Origin of the sequence: Methanosarcina sp. UBA411, assembly GCF_002495725.1 — an archaeon.
Lineage (GTDB): Archaea > Halobacteriota > Methanosarcinia > Methanosarcinales > Methanosarcinaceae > Methanosarcina.
Genome location: NZ_DAGK01000020.1, coordinates 104,353 through 126,764 on the forward strand (window position 1 = coordinate 104,353; position 22,412 = coordinate 126,764).

At 39.7% G+C, this 22,412-nt stretch carries 23 protein-coding genes; 11 read left to right on the forward strand and 12 right to left on the reverse strand.

Features of this window, described 5'->3' with window-relative positions; genetic code table 11:
• Positions 1-169: 169 nt before the first annotated feature.
• Positions 170-1,261, reverse strand: a complete 1,092-nt coding sequence (locus tag BP861_RS07835; protein WP_292374156.1) for a hypothetical protein — start codon at positions 1,259-1,261, stop codon at positions 170-172.
• Positions 1,262-1,296: 35 nt separating this feature from the next.
• Positions 1,297-2,280 carry a YbgA family protein gene (locus BP861_RS07840; RefSeq protein WP_292374158.1) on the reverse strand — a complete coding sequence of 328 codons (984 nt, stop codon included), beginning with the start codon at positions 2,278-2,280 and terminating at the stop codon, positions 1,297-1,299.
• A 415-nt stretch (positions 2,281-2,695) separates the two neighbouring features.
• On the opposite strand from BP861_RS07840, the gene BP861_RS07845 reads away from it, so the two are divergent.
• Positions 2,696-3,385 carry a peroxiredoxin gene (locus BP861_RS07845; RefSeq protein ID WP_292374160.1) on the forward strand — a complete coding sequence of 230 codons (690 nt, stop codon included), beginning with the start codon at positions 2,696-2,698 and terminating at the stop codon, positions 3,383-3,385.
• Positions 3,386-4,236: 851 nt separating this feature from the next.
• On the opposite strand, the gene proC is transcribed toward BP861_RS07845, so the two are convergent.
• From proC to BP861_RS07860, 3 genes are all read right to left on the reverse strand, one after another.
• A complete protein-coding gene (proC, locus tag BP861_RS07850) occupies positions 4,237-5,055 on the reverse strand; it encodes a pyrroline-5-carboxylate reductase (protein WP_292374162.1) in 819 nt (272 codons plus the stop codon).
• Between the two features lie 223 nt (positions 5,056-5,278).
• On the reverse strand, positions 5,279-6,436 hold the full coding sequence (proB, locus tag BP861_RS07855; RefSeq protein WP_292374164.1) for a glutamate 5-kinase: 1,158 nt from the start codon (positions 6,434-6,436) through the stop codon (positions 5,279-5,281).
• A gap of 140 nt (positions 6,437-6,576) precedes the next feature.
• The gene (locus tag BP861_RS07860; protein ID WP_292374166.1) at positions 6,577-7,920 is read right to left on the reverse strand and encodes a glutamate-5-semialdehyde dehydrogenase; all 1,344 of its coding nucleotides are present in this window, start codon (positions 7,918-7,920) and stop codon (positions 6,577-6,579) included.
• 1,075 nt (positions 7,921-8,995) lie between these two features.
• Between BP861_RS07860 and BP861_RS07865 the strand changes: the two genes are divergently transcribed.
• Positions 8,996-9,412 (forward strand): DUF356 domain-containing protein, encoded by a 417-nt coding sequence (locus BP861_RS07865; RefSeq protein ID WP_292374168.1) that lies wholly within the window; start codon positions 8,996-8,998, stop codon positions 9,410-9,412.
• A 104-nt stretch (positions 9,413-9,516) separates the two neighbouring features.
• Here BP861_RS07865 and BP861_RS07870 read toward each other — a convergent pair whose 3' ends face one another.
• Complete coding sequence (locus BP861_RS07870; protein WP_292374170.1) at positions 9,517-9,948, reverse strand: toprim domain-containing protein; 432 nt, start codon at positions 9,946-9,948, stop codon at positions 9,517-9,519.
• A 138-nt stretch (positions 9,949-10,086) separates the two neighbouring features.
• Positions 10,087-10,404 (reverse strand): DUF167 domain-containing protein, encoded by a 318-nt coding sequence (locus tag BP861_RS07875; protein WP_394339168.1) that lies wholly within the window; start codon positions 10,402-10,404, stop codon positions 10,087-10,089.
• Positions 10,405-11,264: 860 nt separating this feature from the next.
• Between BP861_RS07875 and BP861_RS07880 the strand changes: the two genes are divergently transcribed.
• The 4 genes from BP861_RS07880 to BP861_RS07895 all read left to right on the forward strand — a co-directional run bounded on the left by BP861_RS07880 (position 11,265) and on the right by BP861_RS07895 (position 14,651).
• Positions 11,265-12,374 (forward strand): amidohydrolase family protein, encoded by a 1,110-nt coding sequence (locus BP861_RS07880; RefSeq protein WP_292374172.1) that lies wholly within the window; start codon positions 11,265-11,267, stop codon positions 12,372-12,374.
• Positions 12,375-12,392: 18 nt separating this feature from the next.
• Positions 12,393-12,845 (forward strand): universal stress protein, encoded by a 453-nt coding sequence (locus tag BP861_RS07885; protein ID WP_292374174.1) that lies wholly within the window; start codon positions 12,393-12,395, stop codon positions 12,843-12,845.
• An 85-nt stretch (positions 12,846-12,930) separates the two neighbouring features.
• Positions 12,931-13,785, forward strand: a complete 855-nt coding sequence (locus BP861_RS07890; RefSeq protein ID WP_292374176.1) for a CBS domain-containing protein — start codon at positions 12,931-12,933, stop codon at positions 13,783-13,785.
• Positions 13,786-13,961: 176 nt separating this feature from the next.
• Positions 13,962-14,651: a 2,5-diamino-6-(ribosylamino)-4(3H)-pyrimidinone 5'-phosphate reductase gene (locus BP861_RS07895; RefSeq protein WP_292374178.1), complete on the forward strand. Its 690-nt coding sequence runs from the start codon at positions 13,962-13,964 to the stop codon at positions 14,649-14,651.
• A gap of 89 nt (positions 14,652-14,740) precedes the next feature.
• Here the strand turns inward: BP861_RS07895 and BP861_RS07900 are convergent, their stop codons facing one another.
• A complete protein-coding gene (locus BP861_RS07900) occupies positions 14,741-15,457 on the reverse strand; it encodes a YkgJ family cysteine cluster protein (protein ID WP_292374180.1) in 717 nt (238 codons plus the stop codon).
• 357 nt (positions 15,458-15,814) lie between these two features.
• On the opposite strand from BP861_RS07900, the gene BP861_RS07905 reads away from it, so the two are divergent.
• A complete protein-coding gene (locus tag BP861_RS07905) occupies positions 15,815-15,988 on the forward strand; it encodes a DUF5350 domain-containing protein (protein ID WP_292374182.1) in 174 nt (57 codons plus the stop codon).
• A gap of 155 nt (positions 15,989-16,143) precedes the next feature.
• Here the strand turns inward: BP861_RS07905 and crcB (BP861_RS07910) are convergent, their stop codons facing one another.
• The 4 genes from crcB (BP861_RS07910) to BP861_RS07925 all read right to left on the reverse strand — a co-directional run bounded on the left by crcB (BP861_RS07910) (position 16,144) and on the right by BP861_RS07925 (position 18,710).
• Entirely contained in the window at positions 16,144-16,512 is a 369-nt protein-coding gene (crcB, locus tag BP861_RS07910; RefSeq protein WP_292374184.1) for a fluoride efflux transporter CrcB, read from the reverse strand.
• Between the two features lie 4 nt (positions 16,513-16,516).
• Positions 16,517-16,897 carry a fluoride efflux transporter CrcB gene (gene crcB, locus BP861_RS07915; RefSeq protein ID WP_292374186.1) on the reverse strand — a complete coding sequence of 127 codons (381 nt, stop codon included), beginning with the start codon at positions 16,895-16,897 and terminating at the stop codon, positions 16,517-16,519.
• Between the two features lie 305 nt (positions 16,898-17,202).
• Positions 17,203-18,396, reverse strand: a complete 1,194-nt coding sequence (glp, locus tag BP861_RS07920; RefSeq protein WP_292374188.1) for a gephyrin-like molybdotransferase Glp — start codon at positions 18,394-18,396, stop codon at positions 17,203-17,205.
• Positions 18,397-18,416: 20 nt separating this feature from the next.
• Positions 18,417-18,710, reverse strand: a complete 294-nt coding sequence (locus BP861_RS07925; RefSeq protein ID WP_292374190.1) for a ubiquitin-like small modifier protein 1 — start codon at positions 18,708-18,710, stop codon at positions 18,417-18,419.
• A gap of 77 nt (positions 18,711-18,787) precedes the next feature.
• On the opposite strand from BP861_RS07925, the gene BP861_RS07930 reads away from it, so the two are divergent.
• From BP861_RS07930 to BP861_RS07945, 4 genes are all read left to right on the forward strand, one after another.
• The gene (locus BP861_RS07930) at positions 18,788-20,416 is read left to right on the forward strand and encodes a flippase activity-associated protein Agl23 (protein ID WP_292374192.1); all 1,629 of its coding nucleotides are present in this window, start codon (positions 18,788-18,790) and stop codon (positions 20,414-20,416) included.
• Between the two features lie 98 nt (positions 20,417-20,514).
• Entirely contained in the window at positions 20,515-20,673 is a 159-nt protein-coding gene (locus tag BP861_RS07935) for a hypothetical protein (RefSeq protein WP_292374194.1), read from the forward strand.
• A gap of 26 nt (positions 20,674-20,699) precedes the next feature.
• Entirely contained in the window at positions 20,700-21,122 is a 423-nt protein-coding gene (locus BP861_RS07940; protein ID WP_292374196.1) for an HPP family protein, read from the forward strand.
• An 85-nt stretch (positions 21,123-21,207) separates the two neighbouring features.
• Positions 21,208-22,398: a cation:proton antiporter gene (locus BP861_RS07945; RefSeq protein WP_292374198.1), complete on the forward strand. Its 1,191-nt coding sequence runs from the start codon at positions 21,208-21,210 to the stop codon at positions 22,396-22,398.
• The last annotated feature ends 14 nt before the right edge of the window (positions 22,399-22,412 follow it).

The window sequence follows — 22,412 nt, forward strand, 5'->3', positions numbered from 1 at the left end:
CAACCGAGAAAGCCTCACTCTTAACAATCTTTCTCTTTTGAATTCTCTTTTTTTCGAAGGCATCGTAAAAGTTAGAAGTCTCTAATTAATTTAGGCTTTTACAAAGCTTTCTAAGTTAGATTGTTACGTGCGTTCTTTTTTATACAACTCTTTCCAGAGATCCGGATTCTCAGACAATGGCCCACTCGCTATTTATGTTCTCAGGTACTGAGTTCTCTCCAGATGCCTGCACGTATACCCTGAACTTTTTTCCTGCAGGAACTGTAAGGCCTTTTGCAGTATAATTATAAACCCCTTCCGGTTCAACGGTAACTGGAGAACTTTCAATTTCATCCCATAAGGAGAGCTTGTCTTCAGCCTGAAGGGAAACGTAGATGGTTGTATTTTCAGATCTTTCCGAACCCACGTTTCTTATTGTTACGTTAACATCGACAATTCCTTCTGTTTTTGAGTATTCGCATTGCGCTTTGAAATCAAGCTTAATCATAGGCCTTCTGTAAACAGGCACAACCTGTACAGGCTGGTCTGCATATTCTTCAGGGATTTCCCCTATCTGCCAGTCGTTGCCTGTAGTTTCCAGATAGTAATAATTACTGCCTTCGTACTCAAAACACCTGCCTTTTTGCTCAGTGTCACACTTTATCCCGAGAGCCATATGCTCGGGAAGTTCCAGAAGGACAGCATCGTAACCCATCTCCTGAAGAATTGCCACGGAGAGAATTGAGGTATCTTCACAGTCCCCGCCGTTCTCATAGAGAGTTTCATAAGGGAAACGTGGATACTGAGCGTAACCCGAACTTTCTAGATCCGAGGTATAGTTCAGGGATTGTACAAAAGAAATGCAGAGTCCCGGAATTTGCCATTTTTCAAGCCCGTGAGCTTTTGAAAGAGAAAGTAAAGCCTCTGCAATGTCTTCAATTAGCCAGTCATCATATGGATCCGAAGCGAATAGGTCATAATCCCGGTTTCTAGTCTTAGATGTATACATTTCATACAGTTGATCGTCAAGAGGCAGGGTAAGCTGCCAGCGGCTACCTTCGTAGTCCCAAGAATAAGTTCGGGAAAAGGTATCAGAAGTAATTGACTCCTCTGTAATTGAAGCACCGTAAGGTTCAGAATTTACAATATCTACTCCTATCAGACTTTCCCCAGGATCGCCTATATAGGAATCCACGGAAGTTTCAGAGCAAGTCCAGCTTAAGAGAGATTCTCCCAGATAAAAGAGTAAAAAGAAATAAAGCAAAGCAGTTACACTTTTCATAAACTATCCCATCCAGAATTCCATAGTCTGCAAGTTCATTCCCAGAGGTCTGCCCTGAGGTGAGAGTCTATGTGGTCGACTTCCATCAGGCCTTCTGGATAGGGTTCAAATAGAGTTTGATTCGTAAGGTACTGGTCTTGAAAGCGCACGGCCCACGACCTGATGGTACTAATTGCAGGGCAAAGAGAAGCTTTTCCATCCCTATATTTTTGGATCCAATCAAAAAATAGCGCTTTTTCCTGGCTTGAGAGCTTCTCTGAAAAATGCCCGAAGGCGTGCATGAGCACATTTATACTTGAAGTATACTTCGGAGGTCTGGAAAGGGCACTGTAAAGATGCTTTTCATACTCAGAAACCAATTCTTGAAATGTCTTCTTCTCTTTATTTGCAACAATAGTTCCTAGTTTCCGGAGTTCCTCCTGGCTATACACCATGAGCAGATACTTATTTTCTGAATGGAATGTGACAAGATCTCTCATGCGACCTTCAGATTTTACATTTCGGAAAGCGGCAAGCATAAAGAGCCTGGTCATGAAATGTTCTTTTATACGAGAATTTCTTAGCCTTCCTTCATCCTCGACAGGAAGGTAAGGAAACGCTTTTAGGACTGCCCCTCCGAAGTACCCTGAAGATTTCCCAATTACTGCTGATTTGAGCGTTGCACTTTGGTAAACTTTTACGTCCTTAATGCCGCAGGAAGGAGATCTGTATTTCAGGATAAAACCGTCAATCTCTCCTGCGGAACCGAGAAAATCAGTACAAAATGCCTCCATAGCTTCAGTTACATCCCTGCCGCTTGTGGACTGGATAAGCCTGTGTTCCCCGTTCTCAAGAATAATTCTTAACGGGTCTCTTGGGACACCAAGCCCGATCTCCACTTCCGGGCAGACCGGCAGGAACTCAACATACTCCATGAGGTTCGCCACTATCGGACTGCTGATTATACCCCCATTATATCTACAGTGGTCAAACCCAAGGCACCTACTAACCACAACCTTTGGCCGAACAAACTTCCTCATTTAACCCCCATATAACAAAGAAGTTCTAGGATAAATTATTTTCCAAAAGAAAGGAGTAGAAGACTTGTTTTTTAAAAATAAGATGTTAGGAGGTCAGAATTTTTTAAAAGATGCGTTAAAATACATAAATAAGAAAAATAAAAAGTATTAATAGAAAATGACTCAAAAATAAGTGTATAGTATTTATTTTGGAAAAAAATAAAATGTAGAAGAGAATAAGATTTTAAAAAGAGTAATTTTAACAAAATAAATTTTTTGTCATCTTTTCAGAACAGATATATAAGAATGAAAGTAATAATAAGGTAATTTTGGGGACGGTTGAGGGAAGGAAGGCTTTTAAGGGGTAAGCTTCTGAACTTGCACTCAGTTTCCGATCCTGAAAGAAAACTGCATGAGATAAAAAATAGGTGAAAATATGGTAGAAGCTGAGTATGAACAGATACACATGCCTCTGATTGGGGATGATGCACCTTCATTTACAGCAGTGACAACTCAGGGACAAATCAATTTTCCTGATGATTACAAAGGCAAATGGGTTATACTTTTCAGCCATCCTGCAGATTTCACACCTGTATGCACTACCGAATTCATGACCTTTGCCAGTATGCAGGATGAATTCCAAGAAATAAATACTGAGCTTATAGGACTTTCTATAGACAGCGTGTTCTCCCATATTGCATGGCTTAAAAGGATTGAAGAAAAAATCGAATATAAAGGGATGAAAAACATAGAGATCAAGTTCCCGGTAATTGCTGACCTGAAAATGGAAGTCGCAAAGAAATACGGAATGATCCAACCAAATGCTTCAACCACGCAGGCTGTAAGAGCCGTATTCATTATAGATCCCGAGGCAAAGATAAGAGCAATGCTTTATTATCCTCAGTCAGCCGGAAGAAATATGCAAGAAATAAAGAGACTTGTGACCGCTCTGCAGAAAAATGAAGCAGAGAAAGTGGCAACGCCTGCAAACTGGCAGCCTGGAGATGATGTCATAATTCCGGCTCCTAGCTCAATGGAAGCCTTAAAAGAAAGACTTGGTAAGTCAAAAGATAACATGTACTGTCTTGACTGGTTTTTATGCCTGAAGAAGGAAAGCAAAGAATAATTCGGAAAAAACTACAAAAAAGAAAAGAGTAAATATGCTGATCTCAAACCCATGATCAAGCCTAATCAACGGGATTTTTTAGAACGACTTTTATGATCAAAAACTAAATTAGTCGCTTAAAGTACAGAATTCAAGAAAGAATATTTTGAGTCTGGGATCAGTTCATTTTTCTATTTTTTGATTGATTTTAGTCTTTAGATTCTAAAAATAAATATAAGTTTTTACTCTTTCAGATTTTAGAAAATTGAGTATCCTTTAATTGAAGAATCTTTATCCATAAATCATTATTGAGTCAAGTCTTGCAGTACCTATTTTTGTCCAGTAACTGCAAACACTACAATACTGGGTCTCGCCATCTGAGTGCAATTTCAGATTAGAGTGGCATTTTGGACATATTTTTAGATGTTTCATGAATAAAACCTATTGAATTTTCTACTTATTTATTCTGAATATTTAATGCAAGAAGAATCCCAGAGGTACTGTATCTACTGTATCCCCCAATACAGTCTCTCCGAATTTATGCTCCCCCAAGCACATTGATTCGAAGAAGGATCAGCAACCCCCAGGAAATTCTTTTCTTTTTGATGATACCCCAGCTCTATTCCCCAATTCCAGCACATAGTAATAGCGTAAATTATATAAAATAAATTATATTAAAAATTATATTCAAGCAAAAAATTGTTTAACGTAAAAAATTTCAAGCCCATTATAGTTATTTTCTAAGTAGGACATACGTACTTGAACTGAAAAACAGTGAGAATAAAATTAGTTTTAGGATGAGATCAATAAGAAAGTAGACAAAAAGCAAATAAAAGGAAATAAAAAGTAGAATAAAGTGGAAAAAAGAAAATTTACTTCTTTCCAAGCTCTTTTGAGCGTTCTGTTGCCTTTATAACTGCATTCATAAATGCAGCCCTGATTCCGGCTTCTTCAAGGGCATGGACGCCCTGAATGGTGGTTCCGGCAGGAGAAGTAACCATATCCTTGAGTTCTCCGGGATGCAGGCCTGTTTCAAGCATCATTTTTGCAGCCCCAAGTACAGTCTGGGCTGCGAGAGTAAGGGCACTTTTCCTGTCCATTCCTTCAAGAACTGCTCCATCGGCCATTGCCTCAATTACTGGAAAGATAAATGCCGGCCCACTGCCTGAAAGACCTGTAACGGCATCCATCAGGGACTCAGGCTCTTGGACTGCAGTACCTACCGCAGAAAAGATCTCAAGAGCAGTTTTCATATCTTCAGAAGTAGCGTTCTTCCCAGGAGAAACTCCTGAAGCGGCTTCGGAAACTGTGGCTGCAATGTTTGGCATTACACGTACAACTCTTGTGCCCTCGGGAAGGGCACTCTCGTAAGTTGCAAGAGGCACACCGGCTGCAATTGAGATTATAAGTTTATCGGAAGTTATGTAAGGTTTAAGATTTTCGAGTACCGAGCCCAGAGTCTGGGGTTTTACCGCAAGAATAAGAACATCGGATGCCTGAGCAATAACAGCATTGTCAGTCGATACGTTTATGCCCAGCTGTGCCTTAAGATCGTTCAAAAAAGGTTCGTACACATCGCTTGCACCAAGATTCTCAGGCTTTACAATTCCAGCCTTTAGAATTCCCTGCATGAGAGCAGAACCCATTTTTCCTGCTCCGATAAATCCTATCTTTCGGTTCTGAACTGTCATATATCATTTCTCCTATTTTAGAGATAAATTTAAACACCGAGGCGGTTGCCCCAAAATTATCTGCAGATAATATCGAGTAATCTCAAGAGATTTGGTAATTCAAAGGAATTTAGAGTTTAAAGGAACTTAACAGATTAATAAGGGATTCCAGAATACAAGAAATTACATCAAGTCCTTCAAGAATCCCGATAAAATCATTTTAATCCTCGGATACATTGGAAAGTTAATTAAATTCTTTAAGTATGCCAATATTCTCTTTTTTTATTACATTACTGTAATTATTATAGCCCAGAATACCCTCAATTTCATCGGTATGGGCTCCTTTAATTTTCATAAGTTCTTCAGAGGTGTAGTCGGTAATTCCTTTCGCAAAGATCATGCCTTCGCACTCAAGCCTAACCACATCGCCTCTATCAAAATTTCCCTCAACTTCGACAACTCCTGCAGGAAGAAGACTATTTTTCTCGAGGATTGCGGCTTTTGCCCCTGTGTCTACACGGACAGTGCCTGACGCCCTTGCAAGAATGATCCAACGTGCACGGTTCTTCTGGATATGCCTTTCAGCCAGAAAAAGAGTGCCTATATCTTCTCCCGATAGAACCTTCAAAAGTACATCATTAATTTCACTATTTACAATCAAGACATAGCAACCTGCCATGCTACAGATCTTTGCAGCTTTTATTTTGGTTCTCATTCCCCCTACGCCCTTGAAGCTAGTAGGGTCACCCCCATAACTTTCGATTTCTGGTGTGATTTTTTCTACAAGGGATATGAGTCTGGCGTCATTGTGCGTCTTTGGGTTTTTGTCAAAAAGGCCATCTATATCCGAGAGAATTATCAGGAGATCAGCATCGATTTTGCTTGCAACCATCGCAGAGAGCCTGTCATTATCTCCGAAGATCGCGTCAATCTCGTTTGTACAGGTGCAGTCGTTTTCATTTATTATGGGAACTACCCCATATTCTAGAAGGGTGGAGATACTATTCCTGAGGTTAAGGTAAGATACCCGATCAGAATAGAATTCGTAAGTAAGAAGGATCTGAGCTACTTTTATCCCATATTTTGAGAAAGCTTCGCTCCAGTACTGCATCAGGATACTCTGTCCGACCGCTGCCGCTGCCTGCCTGATAGGAATTTCACGAGGCTTTGGGGCAATGCCTAGTTCGTAAAGTCCTACACCTATTGCCCCCGAACTTACTACAATAACTTCTTTTCCGAGCTTTCGAAGTTCAAAGACCTGGGCTGCAATACTTTCCATAAAGGTAGGATCAATACTGCAATTTTCTTTTGTACTATCACAGTTCTGTTTTGTAATTGAGGAAGTACCGATCTTGAGAACGATTTTATTAACATCATTGAGGAATTCATTTCTATCTGTCAATCACAAGGCCTCGTAAAGTATTTTGGAACTGCAGTTGAAATAAAGTAACAGCCGCAATCTGGAGTTCCATCGCTTTCACTCAATTTGCGCTGGTATTTCAATTCAGCTATATAAATATATCATAATTTTCAATATGGTTTTCAATTTACATCTTCAAACTTAAGATCAAGTTTCCTGTGTGTATAGGGCTTTGCATTTTCTCCTGCGTAGTCTGCAACAACCTGCCCTTTCCCGAGCAAGATATATTTATAGATCAGTAGACCTTCCATGCCTACAGGCCCACGGGAATGGATTTTGTTTGTACTGATTCCGACCTCGGCTCCTTTTCCATAACGATAGCCGTCTGCAAAACGGGTTGAGGCATTTACCATAACACTTGACGAATCAACAAGCGCTGTAAACTCTTTTCTTCGTGAAGCATTCTCGGTTATTATTCCATCGGTGTGATGGGAACCAAACGTGTTTATGTGATCAATGGCTTCCTTTATCGTATCAACGAGTTTTATCGAAAGGATAAGATCATTGTATTCAAGACTCCAGTCATCTTCCGTAGCTCTTGAGAGAGGAGAAAGCCCTCTTTTTTCAAGCAGAGTATAACTGTCTTCATCACAGCGCAATTCAACCCCTGCACCAAGGTACATCTCTGCCATTTTCGGCAGGAAAGCATCCGCAATTTTACGGTTTACCAGAAGGGTTTCAATGGCATTGCAGACTGCAGGATACTGTACTTTCGCATCGAAGCAGACCTTCCAGGCTGTATCGAGATCTGCATACTCATCCACATAGATATGACAGATCCCGCTGGTATGCCCAAGTACCGGAATCTTCGTATTTTCCTGGATAAACTTGACAAATTCATTTGAACCTCTGGGAATAAGGAGATCTACATAGGCATCAAGACTCAAAAGATCCATTATCTCTTCTCTGGTTTCCATAAGCTGGAAAGCCCCTGCCGGCATGCCGTCGGTAGATTCTATAGCTTTTACAAGAATCTGAAAAATAGTACGGTTGGACTCTTTTGCTTCACTTCCGCCTTTGAAGATGGTCGCATTCCCACTCTTAAGGCAAAGGGACATGACCTGAGGCACCACGTCAGGTCTGGATTCAAAAATAACCCCTATAAGGCCGATTGGACAGCTCACCTGGTAGAGAATAAGATCTTTGTCCAGCTCAAGAGTAGAAATGGTATCGCCTACAGGATCCTTGAGCTTAATTACATCTCTGATTCCTGCTATCATTCCGTCAATTTTTGAGTCATTCACTTTAAGCCTGTCTACAAGAGCCTGAGTGAGCTTCCCTTTCTTTTTCAGTTCCACTGCATATTCAAGATCTTTTGAATTTGCGCCTAGAATAGCTTTCCTTTCATTGTCAAGAGCCTGAGCCATGGCCTCAAGCGCTCTATTTTTTATTTCCGTACTGACACTAGAAAGTTCAATCGATGCCTTTTTTGCCTTTATTACTTTAGCTTTAATATCTTCAGCCATATAATCACCATTTGATAATAATAACTTCTGAATGCCCTAATTCGGAAGCTGAGCAGCCAAATATATCAATTGTATCAGTCAACTCACAGGAGATTTGGTGCTACTGCGTATAAGTAATACATCTGATTATTGAATTACAGATTCATTATTGAATAATAGTGTTGAACTAGATTGAATATTGTAATGAATATTGTAATTAAACTAAAGATAATTTTTTTCTTTAAATATTAATGATATACTCATAATTCTGTTGATGTATTAATTCTTCCCGCTGCGTTTAGGAATAGATATGGAAGAAAAGAGAGTAAAGAAAGTTCTATATTTTAAATTCATCTGAAGTAGGGCTTTATCTTATTAAAGTTTATTTTTAATTTTAGTAAGGTTGGCAATTAACCCTAAGTAGCTCGATGAACCAAATAAAATTACTCTCTGATAATTTTAGTAAAATCAATATAATTATATAATTTGTGAAATTGAATCTTATTATATAGAATTAAAAAGTAATAATATATAGAAACCCAGAAATGGAGAAACTCAAAAAAATATTTCTTATCGGGAGGTGAAAACTTTCTTATTGAGAAATATTATTGGTTTTCTTGTCTTGGGAGGATTGGAAATAATTACCCAGTTAAAAAGTGATCACTCTAAATAGGAAAACATCTCTCTTGGATATGTTTTTGTAAACGAATTGTTTTCTATGTTGCCCATATCTAGAGATTAACTATAACTCACTCATTCTAAACACCTAAGAGCCGATATTATTTCAAAACGAATATATATACGAGGAATATAAGTATAGAATACGTGACTCCATAACTGGAAGCGTATACTACATCTGAAAAAAGAAATTGCAAGGAACCCTTATAATTTTTGAAAATCTCATAAATGAGAGAAATAAATTTTACAGCCCGGAGCCCAGACTATTTATAGCGCCGTAAAAGCGCTAAAAAGGTCATAGGAAACCAGTAATGTCCGAAACCCTGGCTGTTCAGCATATCTCATACACAAAGATTATTATAGGGGTAAATCCATATCGAAATGGGGATAACTTCAGTATATTGGTGGTGTGTAAAAAATGAAATCATTCGCATTAGTCCGGGCAGACGACTCGGATAAGGTAAAAATAGCCTTACATGATCTAGAACGATACGGACATATTCAATTTTCAGCTACTCCAAAATGCATAGAACCAAACTATGCTGATGAACTTCTTGTTAGTGTAATGGGTGTATCCCTTAAGTCAAAATGTAATTCTGCAGCACTTGTGGAATTGAATAATCATGCAGGGGCGGCAATTAGTAGGTTAAAGAAAATTCATCCTCCTGCTCATATAATCATTATCAGTCCAAGACACAAAATGTTTGAAGAGCTGGCTGGCAAGTTTCCAAAATATCCGGAATTTGACCGAACATTCAATCATCAGAAGAATCCACAAAGTATGGAAATGATTCAGGAAAAAGGAGAAACTTCCAATCCCATGCATAAAGAATGAAAGAACTTCGCCAGTTATAGATATAAATTTAAATACAAATTTAAATACTAAGTTTAATATTAATTTTTGAGTTTGACTCTTAAATTTCTTTTTTAAGATATAAATTATTTGAAACCCTTATTTGAGCGGGAGCCAGTTTTCATTCTCAGTTTGGAAACATAGGAGTATAGGCTTTCTACATCTTTGATTTCTTTCTGAGAGATGAACCGGAGTTTATTTCGGATTTCAAGCTCGGGTTTCAAACCAAAACTTTGGAAATATCCTGAAAGCTTTATAGCCAGTATGTCACCTCGTCTGTCCCAATCGGTTAATATAATCACTTCGCTACCAAGCTGGGCAATTCTCTCGGAGAAATTAAAAAGAGAGTGTTGAGTTGCAAGTTCAAAATTGCCTTCAATTCCAAGCCTTTTTAGTGAAAGGACATCTCTTTTTCCTTCAACAATAATAATTGCTCCCTTTTCTGAATACTCGGAGAGTTCGGAGAGTATCTCTTCAATTCTTTCAAGCCTTTTTCGGTAAGTTTCAACATCAGCCACGTTGTCTGCAACCTTTTTATTAATTAAAACTGTAAAAGAACTGCAATTTAAAGAGAACTTCCTTTTGCTTGGTAGGAGATAGAAAAGTTACTCTTAAAATCCGGTTCTTTTTTAAATACTGTCTTTTTGAATCCGGAGTTATTTTTTTAAATAAGCTCCAAAAATTGAAATTGCCTGTTGATATGAAACTCCTTTTAACAATAAGGACTTCTTACTGCTTGTTGCCCCGCTGTGTATAAGAATATTCGAACTGCTAATTCCAAAGAGTTCAGCTAGGCATTCTACAAGCTGTTCGTTTGCCTTTCCTTTCTGGGCATTTTTAGTTAGCTTTACTTCAATTCGCTTGCGCCACTCATTATAACCGTTCGGAACTGAAATCGACTTAGAACCGGGGGTAACCTCTATATCAACAATTATACCGGATCCCAGATCTGTTATTGCCTCTTCAAAGGACATATCTATTATCTTTCTGGAGGTATTATATAAATCAATAACGGATTGACCCATTAAAGTAAAGAAATAACTGGAAACAATGGAAGATATAAAATTAAAAGATTTCAGACGGGTAAAATTGGCTCTGTAGAAGTCCTCTGGAATCAAAATTACGCTGGTGCACCTCCTACAAGCTAGCGGAATATTAGGCTGAGATAAAAATTAGATTCCATTACTCAAAGCATATCTGAAAAGATTAGAAAACGGGTAGAAATAGTGTTGTAGCCCTGGCGCACTAACTCCGAAAGCTCATCCTCTGGTTTTCCGCAGTCACTTTCAGTTACCCTCGTGCCGGGCGCAGTGTCACACTATCGATGTACCGCATTGGGGTTGTCTGTACACTCACAGTCAGGATTTTCCATTACCTCGTGCAAGGACCTATACAATGCGACGAAACTATATTATATACACAATAATATATAAAAATATCGGAGAACTATGGATTTACTATGTTGCATATATTTTTAAGGAGGCATTTATATTAAAGACCTATTTATCTCAAGAGATAATGGTTTCAACTCGAAGAGCAACATAAAGCAACCTGAGAACGTGGAAAGATAGTTTGAATAAATACAGAATAACTGTAAATTATAAATAATGACAGGCGTTCATTAAAGCTATTTAAAAAGGAAAAAAGTAATAAGCAATTTAAATCCTTAAAAAATCATATTTTCAGAAATTGGATTCTTAAAAAGTAAAACTTTAAAAGATACATTCTAAAAAGAGTATAACATAAAAAATTTGAAGAAAACCTTATATATTATGTATATATTTGCTCTACAAATTTAGCACAGGTGCTTAATGGATAGCTGAGGTGCGTATATATGTACGGCACTGAACAGATAATTCCCGGGATAATTATTGCAGGCCCTGAACTCGAACCGATTGAGGGTTACGTCTGCATAAAGAGAGGAATAATTACTGAAATTGGGGAAGAGCGTACATCCTCTACGAACATAATTGCTCCCTGTTTTGTCAATGCACATACTCACCTTGGAGATTCGGTATTCAAAGATCCCCCTCTGGGAAAAGTTTCCGGATTTCGGATTCAAAGAGATCTAGATACTCTTGTAAAGCCTCCTGACGGGTTAAAGCATAAGATATTAAGAGAAACACCATACAAAACTCTGATCGAGTGCATGAGAAAGTCCCTGCTGGACATGATAGAAACCGGAACCTGTGCTTTTGCTGATTTCAGAGAAGGGGGTGTTGTAGGGGTATCCGCTCTGAATAAGGCGCTAGAAGGACTTAAACTTCACTCCATGGTACTGGGTAGACCTGCAGAGCCTGAATTGCCTCTTCAGGTCGTGCTGTCTGAAGTAAAAAGGATTTTTCTGCGTTCCACCGGACTTGGAATGAGTGGGGCAAATGACCTTGATCTCGAATTATTGGAGGAGATTGCTACTTTTACACGACAGCACAAAAAATTATTTGCAATCCATGCAGGAGAAAAAGATACGAGTGATATAGAAAAAGCATTGTCTCTGGAACCGGATCTCCTGATTCATTTGACAAATGCTACAAAAAGAGATATTGAATACGTAGCTGATGCGAAGATTCCGGTTGTTGTCTGTCCCAGATCGAACCTTATTACTGGAGTGGGAATGGCACCTATTGCCGAAATGCTGGAAGCTGGAATAACAGTAGCTGCAGGAACGGATAATGTAATGTTAAATTCTGTAAATATGTTTGCTGAAATGGAATTTATGTCTAAAATTTATTCAATTGACGATAGGCAAGTATTTAAAATTTGTACACTTAATGGTTCCTTTGTAATGGGATCTGATTCTACGGGTTCAATACAAAAGGGGAATAAAGCTAATCTCATGATCCTGAATGGAAGTTCCAATAATCTTGCAGGAATAAAGAACCCCATAAGTGGAATCACAAGAAGGGCAAGACCCGATGATATACTATCGGTATTTCATTCGTAAAACAAATGGAGAACAAATATGATGAGCGAATTTTACCGGAACATAGTGATTGCAACAGACGGATCTGAAAACACCCTGAGAGCTATTTCTTACGGTATTGAGCTTGCAAAACTCAGCGGGGCCACAGTTCACGCTCTTTACGTAATAGATATGACTTCTTTTTCTTCGATACCTATGGATGCGGGCTGGGAAGAAATGTATAATATCCTGAGAGAAGAGGGGGAGAAAGCAATATCCGTGGTAAAGGAACGCGGAAAGGTCTCAGGAGTTGAAGTTAGAGAAATGATTTTGGAAGGTCACCCAAGCAATGAGATTATAGATTTTGCAGAGAAAAATAATGTTGATCTGATAGTTGTAGGTACCCTTGGCAAAACCGGGCTCGACAGATTTCTGATGGGGAGCGTTGCGGATAAAGTAGTAAGAGGCTCGAAAGTCCCTGTCCTGGTAGTCCGGAGTGAAAAACAAAGTTAAGACTTTCTGTTGACTGGAAGCCTTTTGAGAGAAGAGACATAGTAGAAGAAAACCAGGATTCAAAATACATAAAGGTGTAGATTACATGCCAAAAAGCATCTTCATTGAAGATATCATGGTAAGGGATGTAGCAAGCGCAACCCTTCCAGGTTCAAGGGACGAAGTTCTTAAAATTCTAAAGAACAAACACATTTCAGGAGTTCCGGTACTTAAAGATTCTAAAGTTGTGGGAATTGTAACCAGGACAAATCTTTTACAGAACCCTGAAGAAGAGCAACTAGCTCTTCTTATGACACGGGATCCGATAACCATATCCCCTGGGTCAGATCTGCAGACTGCAGCACGCTTACTTTTGGAACATGGCATAAGAAGGCTTCCGGTAGTAGATGACGGGAAGCTTGTAGGGCTTGTTACCGTGGCAGACGTTGTAGGCGCAATTGCAGATATGAACATTGATATTCCGATTAAGGACTATGTAGAAAAAGAAGTCGTTGCAATTTACAGTGAAACACCTCTGCCTGTTGCTGCCAGGATTATGGAGCTTGCAGTTGTTAAAGCCGTTCCAGTACTCGATGCAAACTTAGAGCTCGTAGGAATAATTTCAGACCGTGACGTTATTGCTGCCAGCATAATTGAAGATAGTGTAGAGATGTCAGACATGTCTGCAGGTCAGGATGACGATGCTTGGACCTGGGAGTCAATGCGAGACACCATGAGCATCTATTACAGTGTATCAAGAATTAAGGTTCCCAACCTTATCGGAAGCGATATAATGATCAAGGAACCAATCACTGCCACGTATATTGCATCGGTCAGTGACTGTGCACGGAAAATGAAGCGGAACAGGATCGACCAGGTCCCGATCATTAATTCAAACCGTAAACTTCAGGGACTTTTGAGAGACCATGATCTCCTGAAGCCTCTAATAGAAATCGAATAAGTTCAGATTAAATTTCGTTTCAAAGAATTGTTAAACCTTTTAACTTGAAGCGAAGAAGAAAAAAACTGTTTAAGAAAAAAATAAGGCTATTTGATGCCTATTCAAGAATTTTTCAAGAAAGGAGGCAAGTTTCCCGAGAAACACCTCCTAAGCTACTTTTTTCAGGAGCTAGAAAAATGGACAGACCTTTTGTTTTTATAAATTCTGCCATGTCAGCCGACGGCAAACTCTCAACAAAAAAAAGAAAACAGGTCAGAATCTCCGGAAAACTTGATTTTGAAAGGGTCGACGAACTCCGAGCCCAAATAGATGCAATTATGGTGGGAATAGGAACCGTCCTTTCAGACGATCCGAGCTTAACTGTAAAGTCTCCAGAAAGAAGAGCAGCGAGAAAAGCTGCTGGAAAAAGTGAAAATCCGGTAAGGATTATTGTTGACAGTTCAGCAAGGACTCCTCTTGATGCCGATATTTTCAAAAAAGGAGAGGGAATGAAGATAATCGCAGTTTCAAATTCTGCTCCTGCCGAAAAGATAAAAAAACTGGAAGAAAAAGCTCTCGTTATTAAAGCAGGGACTGAAAAAGTTGACCTTCCTGAGCTTGCAGTAAGATTAAAGGAAATGGGTATAAATACACTTATGGTAGAGGGAGGAGCAACCCTCAACTGGGGAATGCTTTCTGCAGGCCTTGTTGATGAAATTTACACCTTTATAGGAAACCTTATTATAGGCGGCGCTACAGCCCCAACTTTCACTGACGGAGAAGGATTTTCAGAAACTGAAATCCCTGAGCTGGAGCTGTCTTCAGCCGAAAAAATCGAAGATGGGATACTCCTTAAATGGAAGGTAAAAGACAAAAAAGCAAGGTAAAAAGGAAGATAATATTTATAATCCCTTTTTTTCATTTAAACAGTTGTTTGAATTTTTAAATCTGCTTTTTTATCTATTAGATTCCGTTATTAATCAGCATCAGGCTTGAGATCGCATTTTTCAAACCCGCCCTTATAGCATACAAACACTTCAAGTTCGCACTTGCCCTTAAGAAATTCACGTATTTTGCGGTCATATATGCTTTGAACGTGTTTCAGGCCGTTTTTTCTGAAGTGGGCTTCCACAGCTTCAAGAAACCCGATCATCTGTATCAGGTAAGCCTCTTCATAGTCCCTGGTTTCTCGCGCAATTGCTTCACATTCGGAGTTGTCAAGTTCGGAATAATAGCTTCCATGCTCGTTTAAGCCGCTTATCTGGCGCCAGTCCACCTTGCCTGAGTCGTCAGCTTCCCGATGGAGCATATAAGGATAAACCCTGCAGATTGAAGGACGTTTGTCATAAATTTTGCAGCGCTTATTCTCAAGGAAAATACATGAACCGTCTGGCTTTGTTTTCAGGGCGTAACCTGAGACATAAAACCTGCCCTTCTGGTCACAAAACTCGTAATAAGGAGCGGGAGTGATGGAATCCGGAGTTATCTGCCTTATAATGGCCAGATCGGTATCTAGCAGGAAAACGTGGTCGTTAAACTCTTTGGTACAACAGCGTGCGCAGAGTTCACACCTGAATCCCAGTTCTTTAATAATGCCTATAAATTCAGAGTCAGGAAATTTCTTTACGCCTGCAAGTTCTTCCCGTGCATCTGCAAGCCTTGTTTCAATGTCATTCTTTTTTACGCTAATCACCTTTTTAAGAAAAGAATCCTGCAAGTCTACCTGATTTTAATCCAATGTCCGTAACATTTAATTACTAGCATTTCTTTTTATGATAAACTCAAGGCTTGATGACATTTATAATTTCGCACTTTCAGGCTTTTAAGGAATATTAGATATTCTTCAAAATCATTGAGAATTATCGATTTAACACTATCGAACCAGGGAATACCTGCTTAAATATCTGTTTATTGAGGCCCTGCCGAGGAGAAGAAAAAAATCCGCGGCAACCGGCAGTGTCCAGCAATAAGCGAATACCTGGATATATTACGTGATAAATTACAAATAAATTCAGAGAATATTAAAATTAAAGTTTAACGAGGAATGATAATGGGCAAAACCGGCAGTATTGATTGGGTAAAAGTAAAAGGCAGAAAAGGCAGAGTAATCAAGGTCCAGAAGTCACAGGCTCAAAAAGCACACCCAGGACCTGCACAGCGCTTCACTTCTTCAGGTCACAAGAGGCGCTTTATCAGAAGATCTGCAAAAGCTCTTGTAAAGTGATTTTAAGAGCTTTTTAATTTAACTTTTTTAATTATTTTTCAACTTAACTTTTTTGAATTTTCTTTTGAAGTCTTCGTTTTTATAAAGTAGCTTTTTAGAAGCATTTACATTGTACTTACTTCGTGATTCCATTATGGGTTTGGGCGATTTCAAGCTCACAAACCGACAACCAGGTATGCAATGCTTACCCCTGCAAGGCAGAGTGCAACGTTAAGAAAAATATTCAGGAAAAACGAGAGATTTTTTCCTTCTTCAAGCAATTTGAAAGTTTCATACGCGAAGGTAGAAAACGTGGTAAAAGAACCTAAAATTCCCATATTTACAAAATAAACCATAGATTGGGGCTCAGAAGAAAAAGTGAAAATGGCAAGCATAATAGTACCTAAGAGGTTCACGGTAAGTGTGCCTGCAGGGATGTTCTTGATCCTGGGAACTCGGCTTAAAACCATATATCTAAGGCATGCCCCTATGAAACCGCCCATACCTATCAAAAAGAGTTTTCCCAGTCCTGGAAAGGAGAACATCTCTTTATTCCTCCCTGCCTGAAAGGGCTTTTATTGTACTCCTTCCCATAAACACACCAGCTAGGGTAAGAAACAGATTGACGCTAATATTTCCTAGAGCAGGGAGAAAGGGTAGGTTGAAAGACTGAACTGCAAACGTGGAAAATGTTGTAAAGGCTCCAATAAACCCGGTCCCGAAAGCAAGTTTTCCTTTTGGGCCTATAAACCCAATATACTCCGTGTCGTACATTATCAGGCCGAGCAGAAAACTTCCTAACACATTCACAGAAAGGGTACCGAGATGTTCTTCCATGGGCTCACAGAGTAAAAACCGGCAGATTGCTCCAAGGAACCCACCGACCCCTATGAGAAAAATCTTATCCAGATCTTTATACGTGGAAGGCATAATTTTTCACTTAAAGAATCGCTTGAAAATTTAGATTTTAGTCTGAACAATTAGCTCAAAACATTTTAGATAAGAATATTTTAGGTCGGGTTTCTCTGCTTAATTAGCCCTTGAAGTATAAAACTTTATCTAAGAAAGGGGAAGAGTCCTTCCGGAACTTCGAAGGAGAAAAGAAGGGTAATTCACCTATAATTTAACCTGTTTTCATAAAAGAAGTAGAATAAAAATTACTGTAACTCTTTTCCATAAAACAATAAGACTAAACAATAAGGTCAAAAAAGGTATTTTGAGAGAAAAAGAGAGTATTACTCGATTAAGAAGACATCTACCTCTTCTCCTTCTTCATACCCTTCAATGTTTTCTGGCACAAGGACATACCCATCAGCCTTTGCAACTGAACTCAGAACCCCGGATTTGGCTCCTGTTAAAGGACGAACCCTATCTCCTTCAAAGACAACGCGGATGAAATTAACGTATCCTATTTTCGAACTGATTTTTGCAGCCAGACGCCTTTTAAGAATAAGCTCGGGAGCCTCCGGAATTGCGGCCAGTTTCCTTAGACCAGGGCGGACAAAGAAATAGAGGGCAACAAGGCTGGCAACAGGGTAACCGGGCAGACAAACGACAGGGATATTGTGTATAATTCCAAGAGCTGCCGGTTTTCCAGGACTGACGCCTATGCCATGTACGAGTAGTTCTCCGAGAGACGCTACAACCTCAGGGGCATGATCTCTTTTTCCTACTGAAGTTCCGCCTGAAAGAATGATCATATCGGCATCCAGGTTCGATTCTATGGCCTTTTTTATACTATCCGGGTTATCAGGCACTATATCGAGATATCGGGGAATCCCACCCCATTTTTTCACATAAAGGACCGACATTAGCCCATTAGTCTCAAGCACCATACCCGGAGGGGGAACACCCACGCTCTTTTTACGGCTTACTAGCTCGTCTCCTGTAGGAATAACTGCAATAACAGGCTTTTCGAAAACCTTCACCCTATCAAACCCAAGAGATGCCAGCACAGCTACATCACACGGGCGGAGAAAGTGTCCCTCTTCAAAAACCCTATCTTCTTTTTTTATATCTTCTCCGATCTGTCCTACATTTCTGTTCGGGTAGACCTGAGCTCTGATCTCGACAAGGTTTCCTGTAGTAGAGGTATCCTCAACCACTACGACAGCATCGGTTCCTTCAGGCATTGCAGCCCCGGTATGGACCCAGATCGTACTTCCTTCCTCTATCCGGTCAGAAAGCTGCAGCATTACCGGATTTGTAGGAGAAGCTCCCATAGTGTCGGAAGCCCTTACCGCGTACCCATCCATAGCAGCACGCCGATAATGAGGCACATTCCTTTCCGAGATTACAGCTTCTGCAAGTACCCTGCCTGCACAGGTTTCGAGTGAAATTTCTTCTGTTTTCTTCAGAGCAGAAATATGCTCGAGAAAAAGTTTCAAAGCTTGATCAACCGAAGTTCGCTCTTTGAATATCCTGCCCATGATCTCCCTTCCCGAAAAAATTAGCCTCCTGAAACAGGAGGCAGGACTGCAAGCTCATCGCCATCCGAAAGAAGGGTATCAAGCCCGTCAAGATGCCGGACATTGTTTCCGTTTATAAGGACATTAATTGAACCGCACATAACAGGAACTTCACTTTCTCCTTCGGGTTTCTCAAAAATAAGATGCTTTAACTCGGGATATCTTTCAGTAAGGGACAAAAGGATATCAATAACCTTTTTTCCCGACAGTTGCAGCTCCGATGCGCCTGCCTTTTCACGTAAATTTGCAAATAATTTGATTTTTACCTCAGCCATGAGAGACTATTCCATCCTATTCCTTAAATATATGTATGCTTATAAAGAAACAGCTACACTTAAGGGTTTGGGGAATAATGCAGCAAGGTCAGGATTACAATATCGAAAACTCACCAGGGCTTTCTGAAAAAAAATATAAAATACTGGGATTTCTGATCCTCCTTTTTGCCCTGTTAATAAGATTGTTTGACCTAGGGGATCGAGTATTTCATCACGATGAAAGCGTACATGCCAGTTTTACCCTTAAACTTCTAGAAACCGGGCAATATAAATATGATCCGGCTTATCATGGCCCTTTTCTGTTCCATTCTACAGCAGTTATCTTTCACTTTCTGGGGATAAACGACACAACCGCACGCCTGATCCCTGTATTCTTCGGAGTAGCGACAGTCCTCCTGATCTTTTTACTTAAGAAGGAACTTGGGAAAAGAGGTGTACTCTGGTCGGTCTTCTTGCTATCTTTTTCTCCGAGTATGGTATATTTCTCAAGATTCTTCAGGAATGATCTAATCATTGTTTTCTGTACTCTGGCTACTGTTATAGGGGGTATTCGCTACCTTGAGAACCTTCACAGCCCAAAGCGATACCAATATCTAATCCTTGCCGCTTCGTCTCTTGCTGTTGCCGTATCCTCAAAAGAGAATGCTTATCTAATCATTCTCATGTTCGGAGCTTATGCAGGGATTTATTCTTTATACAGGTTTTATTCCGGCTGGAAAAAAGAAAAATTGAGCCTTAAAAGGGCCATTTTTCTTAAAAGCTCGGCTATTTCCCCATTCCTGCCGGAAATTCTGATTTCAGGCACTCTATTCATTTTTATAATGATGATATTCTACACAAGCCTTTTTAGAATCCCGGAGACTATTTTTTCAATTGTGGGAAGAGCTTTTTCCCACTGGATGGAGATGCACAGAATTGAACGTATAGGGGGCCCTTTTTATTATTATATTCCTATTCTTCTTGTATACGAAAGTCCGATTCTGATCTTCGGAACTGCAGGTATTGTCCATTTTCTGAGAAAGAAGGGGAAAAATGCCTCCTTTTTCCTGTTTGTATCTTACTGGGCAATTGCGAGTTTACTGCTCTATTCTTATCTCCAGGAAAAAGTCCCCTGGCTTGTTGTACACATTGTCCTTCCCTTCGGGATTCTGGCAGGGGCTTACCTTGGGGATTTCTTTTCCAGGGAGCCTAGACGAAGACAGGAGAATTTGTCAGGCATAGAAGACATGAGTTCCGGAACAGGCAAAAATTCTGCTTCCGGGATAAGATATTCAAGAGCCCATATTCTTGTCGTTGGAATTCTAGCACTTACCCTGATAATATCCCTGACCCAGTGTATTTCCGTAAATTTTTACAGGAGCATGGAGCCTAATGAACTGATGACGTATTCACAGTCATCTCCGGATATCCGGCAAGTTATGGAGAAAATTGAAGGATTCAATCAGGGGCCTGAAACTCTAAAGATAGCCGTTGTAGATCCCGAAAATCTTTACTGGCCCCTGCCTTGGTACTTAAGGGACTATGAAAAAGCGTCATATTATACAGAGACTCCTGCTAATACGGAATACGATGCAGTAATCGTGCCTGCAGCATATCAAATGTATGAGGTACTTCCGGAAGAGAAGTATGCCTCATATATTTTCTCCTTACGCCCTGGAAAAAACTTTACCCTTTACTATGATAAAAAACTTGAGAAGGATAGATAATGTCTCAGGGAAGGGAAATTAAATTTTTACTAGCAGGGAAATAAAAGCATGTAAAAGGAATAAATATGTAAATGGGGGGAATTTTTAAGTGGGGGCGAATGTGGACAGAACTTTTGAGCTGGAGAATAGCTTTTCAAGGAGGAATTTTCCTCGGGGCAGTAGAAAGGAAGAAGAGACAGAAGATAGAGAGAAGAGAGGAAAACATTCTGGCAAGCATCGGAATTCTCCTGAACCCAGTCCTCCACCCAAATCTGTAAACGAAAGATTTGAAACCTGCCTCTGGATGACAATTGACGAACTCATGACCAGAGAGGTTGTAAAAATCTACGAAAACACACCTGTGGAAGAGATTTTGTCTCTTTATGGAAAATATCCTTACCATATCCTGCCTGTAGTGAATGATAAAAATGAACTTGTGGGCATTATAGATCTCGATATCGTTCTTGAAATCCTTCTTTTGTGCCTGGTGCCCAGAGAAAAACATACCCTAATTACGGCAATTAGGTCACTTGGAGAAACAGCAAAAGAGATTATGATTACCCATCCGATAACAATCTCTTTAAACGCCACACTTAAGGATGCTTCCGACCTCATGATGAAATACAGGCTGGATCGGATCTGCATTATTGAAGGTAATAGACTTGTAGGAATAGTGTCCAAGAGAGACATTGTAGAAGAGATTTGCAGAAGAAAAACCAAAAGCTGAGAGAAAAGACAAATTAAAATCCAGACTTCTCGGGAAAAAGAAAATAAAACCAAGATTACCAGAAAAAAGGATTATTAAAAGTAAAATGTGGGGGCCAGCAGTAGTGAGTGCTCTACTTCAACTACTGTTCTTGATTATCAGTGTCAAAATCTTAGGGGAAGCTGCAGAGCGAATTGGTATCCCTTCAGTTACGGGAGAGATTCTGGCCGGAGTCTTACTTGGAACTCTTTTTCTTGATGTAGAAACCGATATAATAACTTTTTTTGCTGAACTGGGATCTATTTTTCTACTTTTCACTGCCGGATATAATGAAGTGAGCCTTAAGAACCTCAAATTTGAATCAATAACAGCACTTGTTCCGACCCTCTTCCAGATAGTCTTTGCTTTTATCTTCGGCTTCGCGCTTGGAAGGGTCTTTGACTTCAATTTTCTTGAAAGCTTTTTTCTGGGAGTAGCATTCAACCCAACAAGCATAGCAGTAGTACTCGGAACTCTTATAAACTTAAACTACCTCTCTAGCAGACCTGGGACAGCAATACTTTCATCTGCATTTCTGGACGATATTATAGCGCTTTTTTTCCTTTCAGTTGTTGTCAACTTTGCCCGTTTTAACCGTATTCCTCCGGTACTGGTGATTCTTATCATCGCAGGAAAGATCCTGCTTTTTCTACTAATAATGTATATCCTTGGAAATTACCTGTTTCCCAGGCTTTTTATTTACGCGGAAAAGATGCATGCAAAAGAAGCTGTATTTTCCCTGGTGATTATAATAGCTCTTTTTTCTGCATATCTCGCAGAATTATTCGAACTGAGTCCAGCAATAGGAGCATTTACAGGAGGTATAGTGCTGTCGGAAATTCCCCTTGCCAAACTCCAGGATATCCAGAGCAAAGTCTACGGGCTGGCTCATGGAATCTTAATCCCTATTTTTTTCGCGTTTATAGGGTTTTTAATTGATCCGTATGCTCTGAGAAACGCAGGCAGTTTTACTCTTTTAGTTATTCTTGCAGCATTTTTAGGAAAATTAGCAGGAGGTTTTATCGGGTCAAAGGCGATAGGCTTCGATTCTTACGAAAGTTTGATCTTCGGCATAGGGGTTATGCCGAGAGCAGGAATCGAGCTTGTGATACTCACTATAGGACGAGAATTGCAAATAATTAACCAGGAAATATTTTCGGCAATGGTCTTGATGGTAATTGTATCCATTATTATTTCCCCAGCTTGTATGAAATGGGCAATTCAAGCCAGTAGACGAAGGGATAGGGGTAGGCAGTGACAAGTTTTGGAATT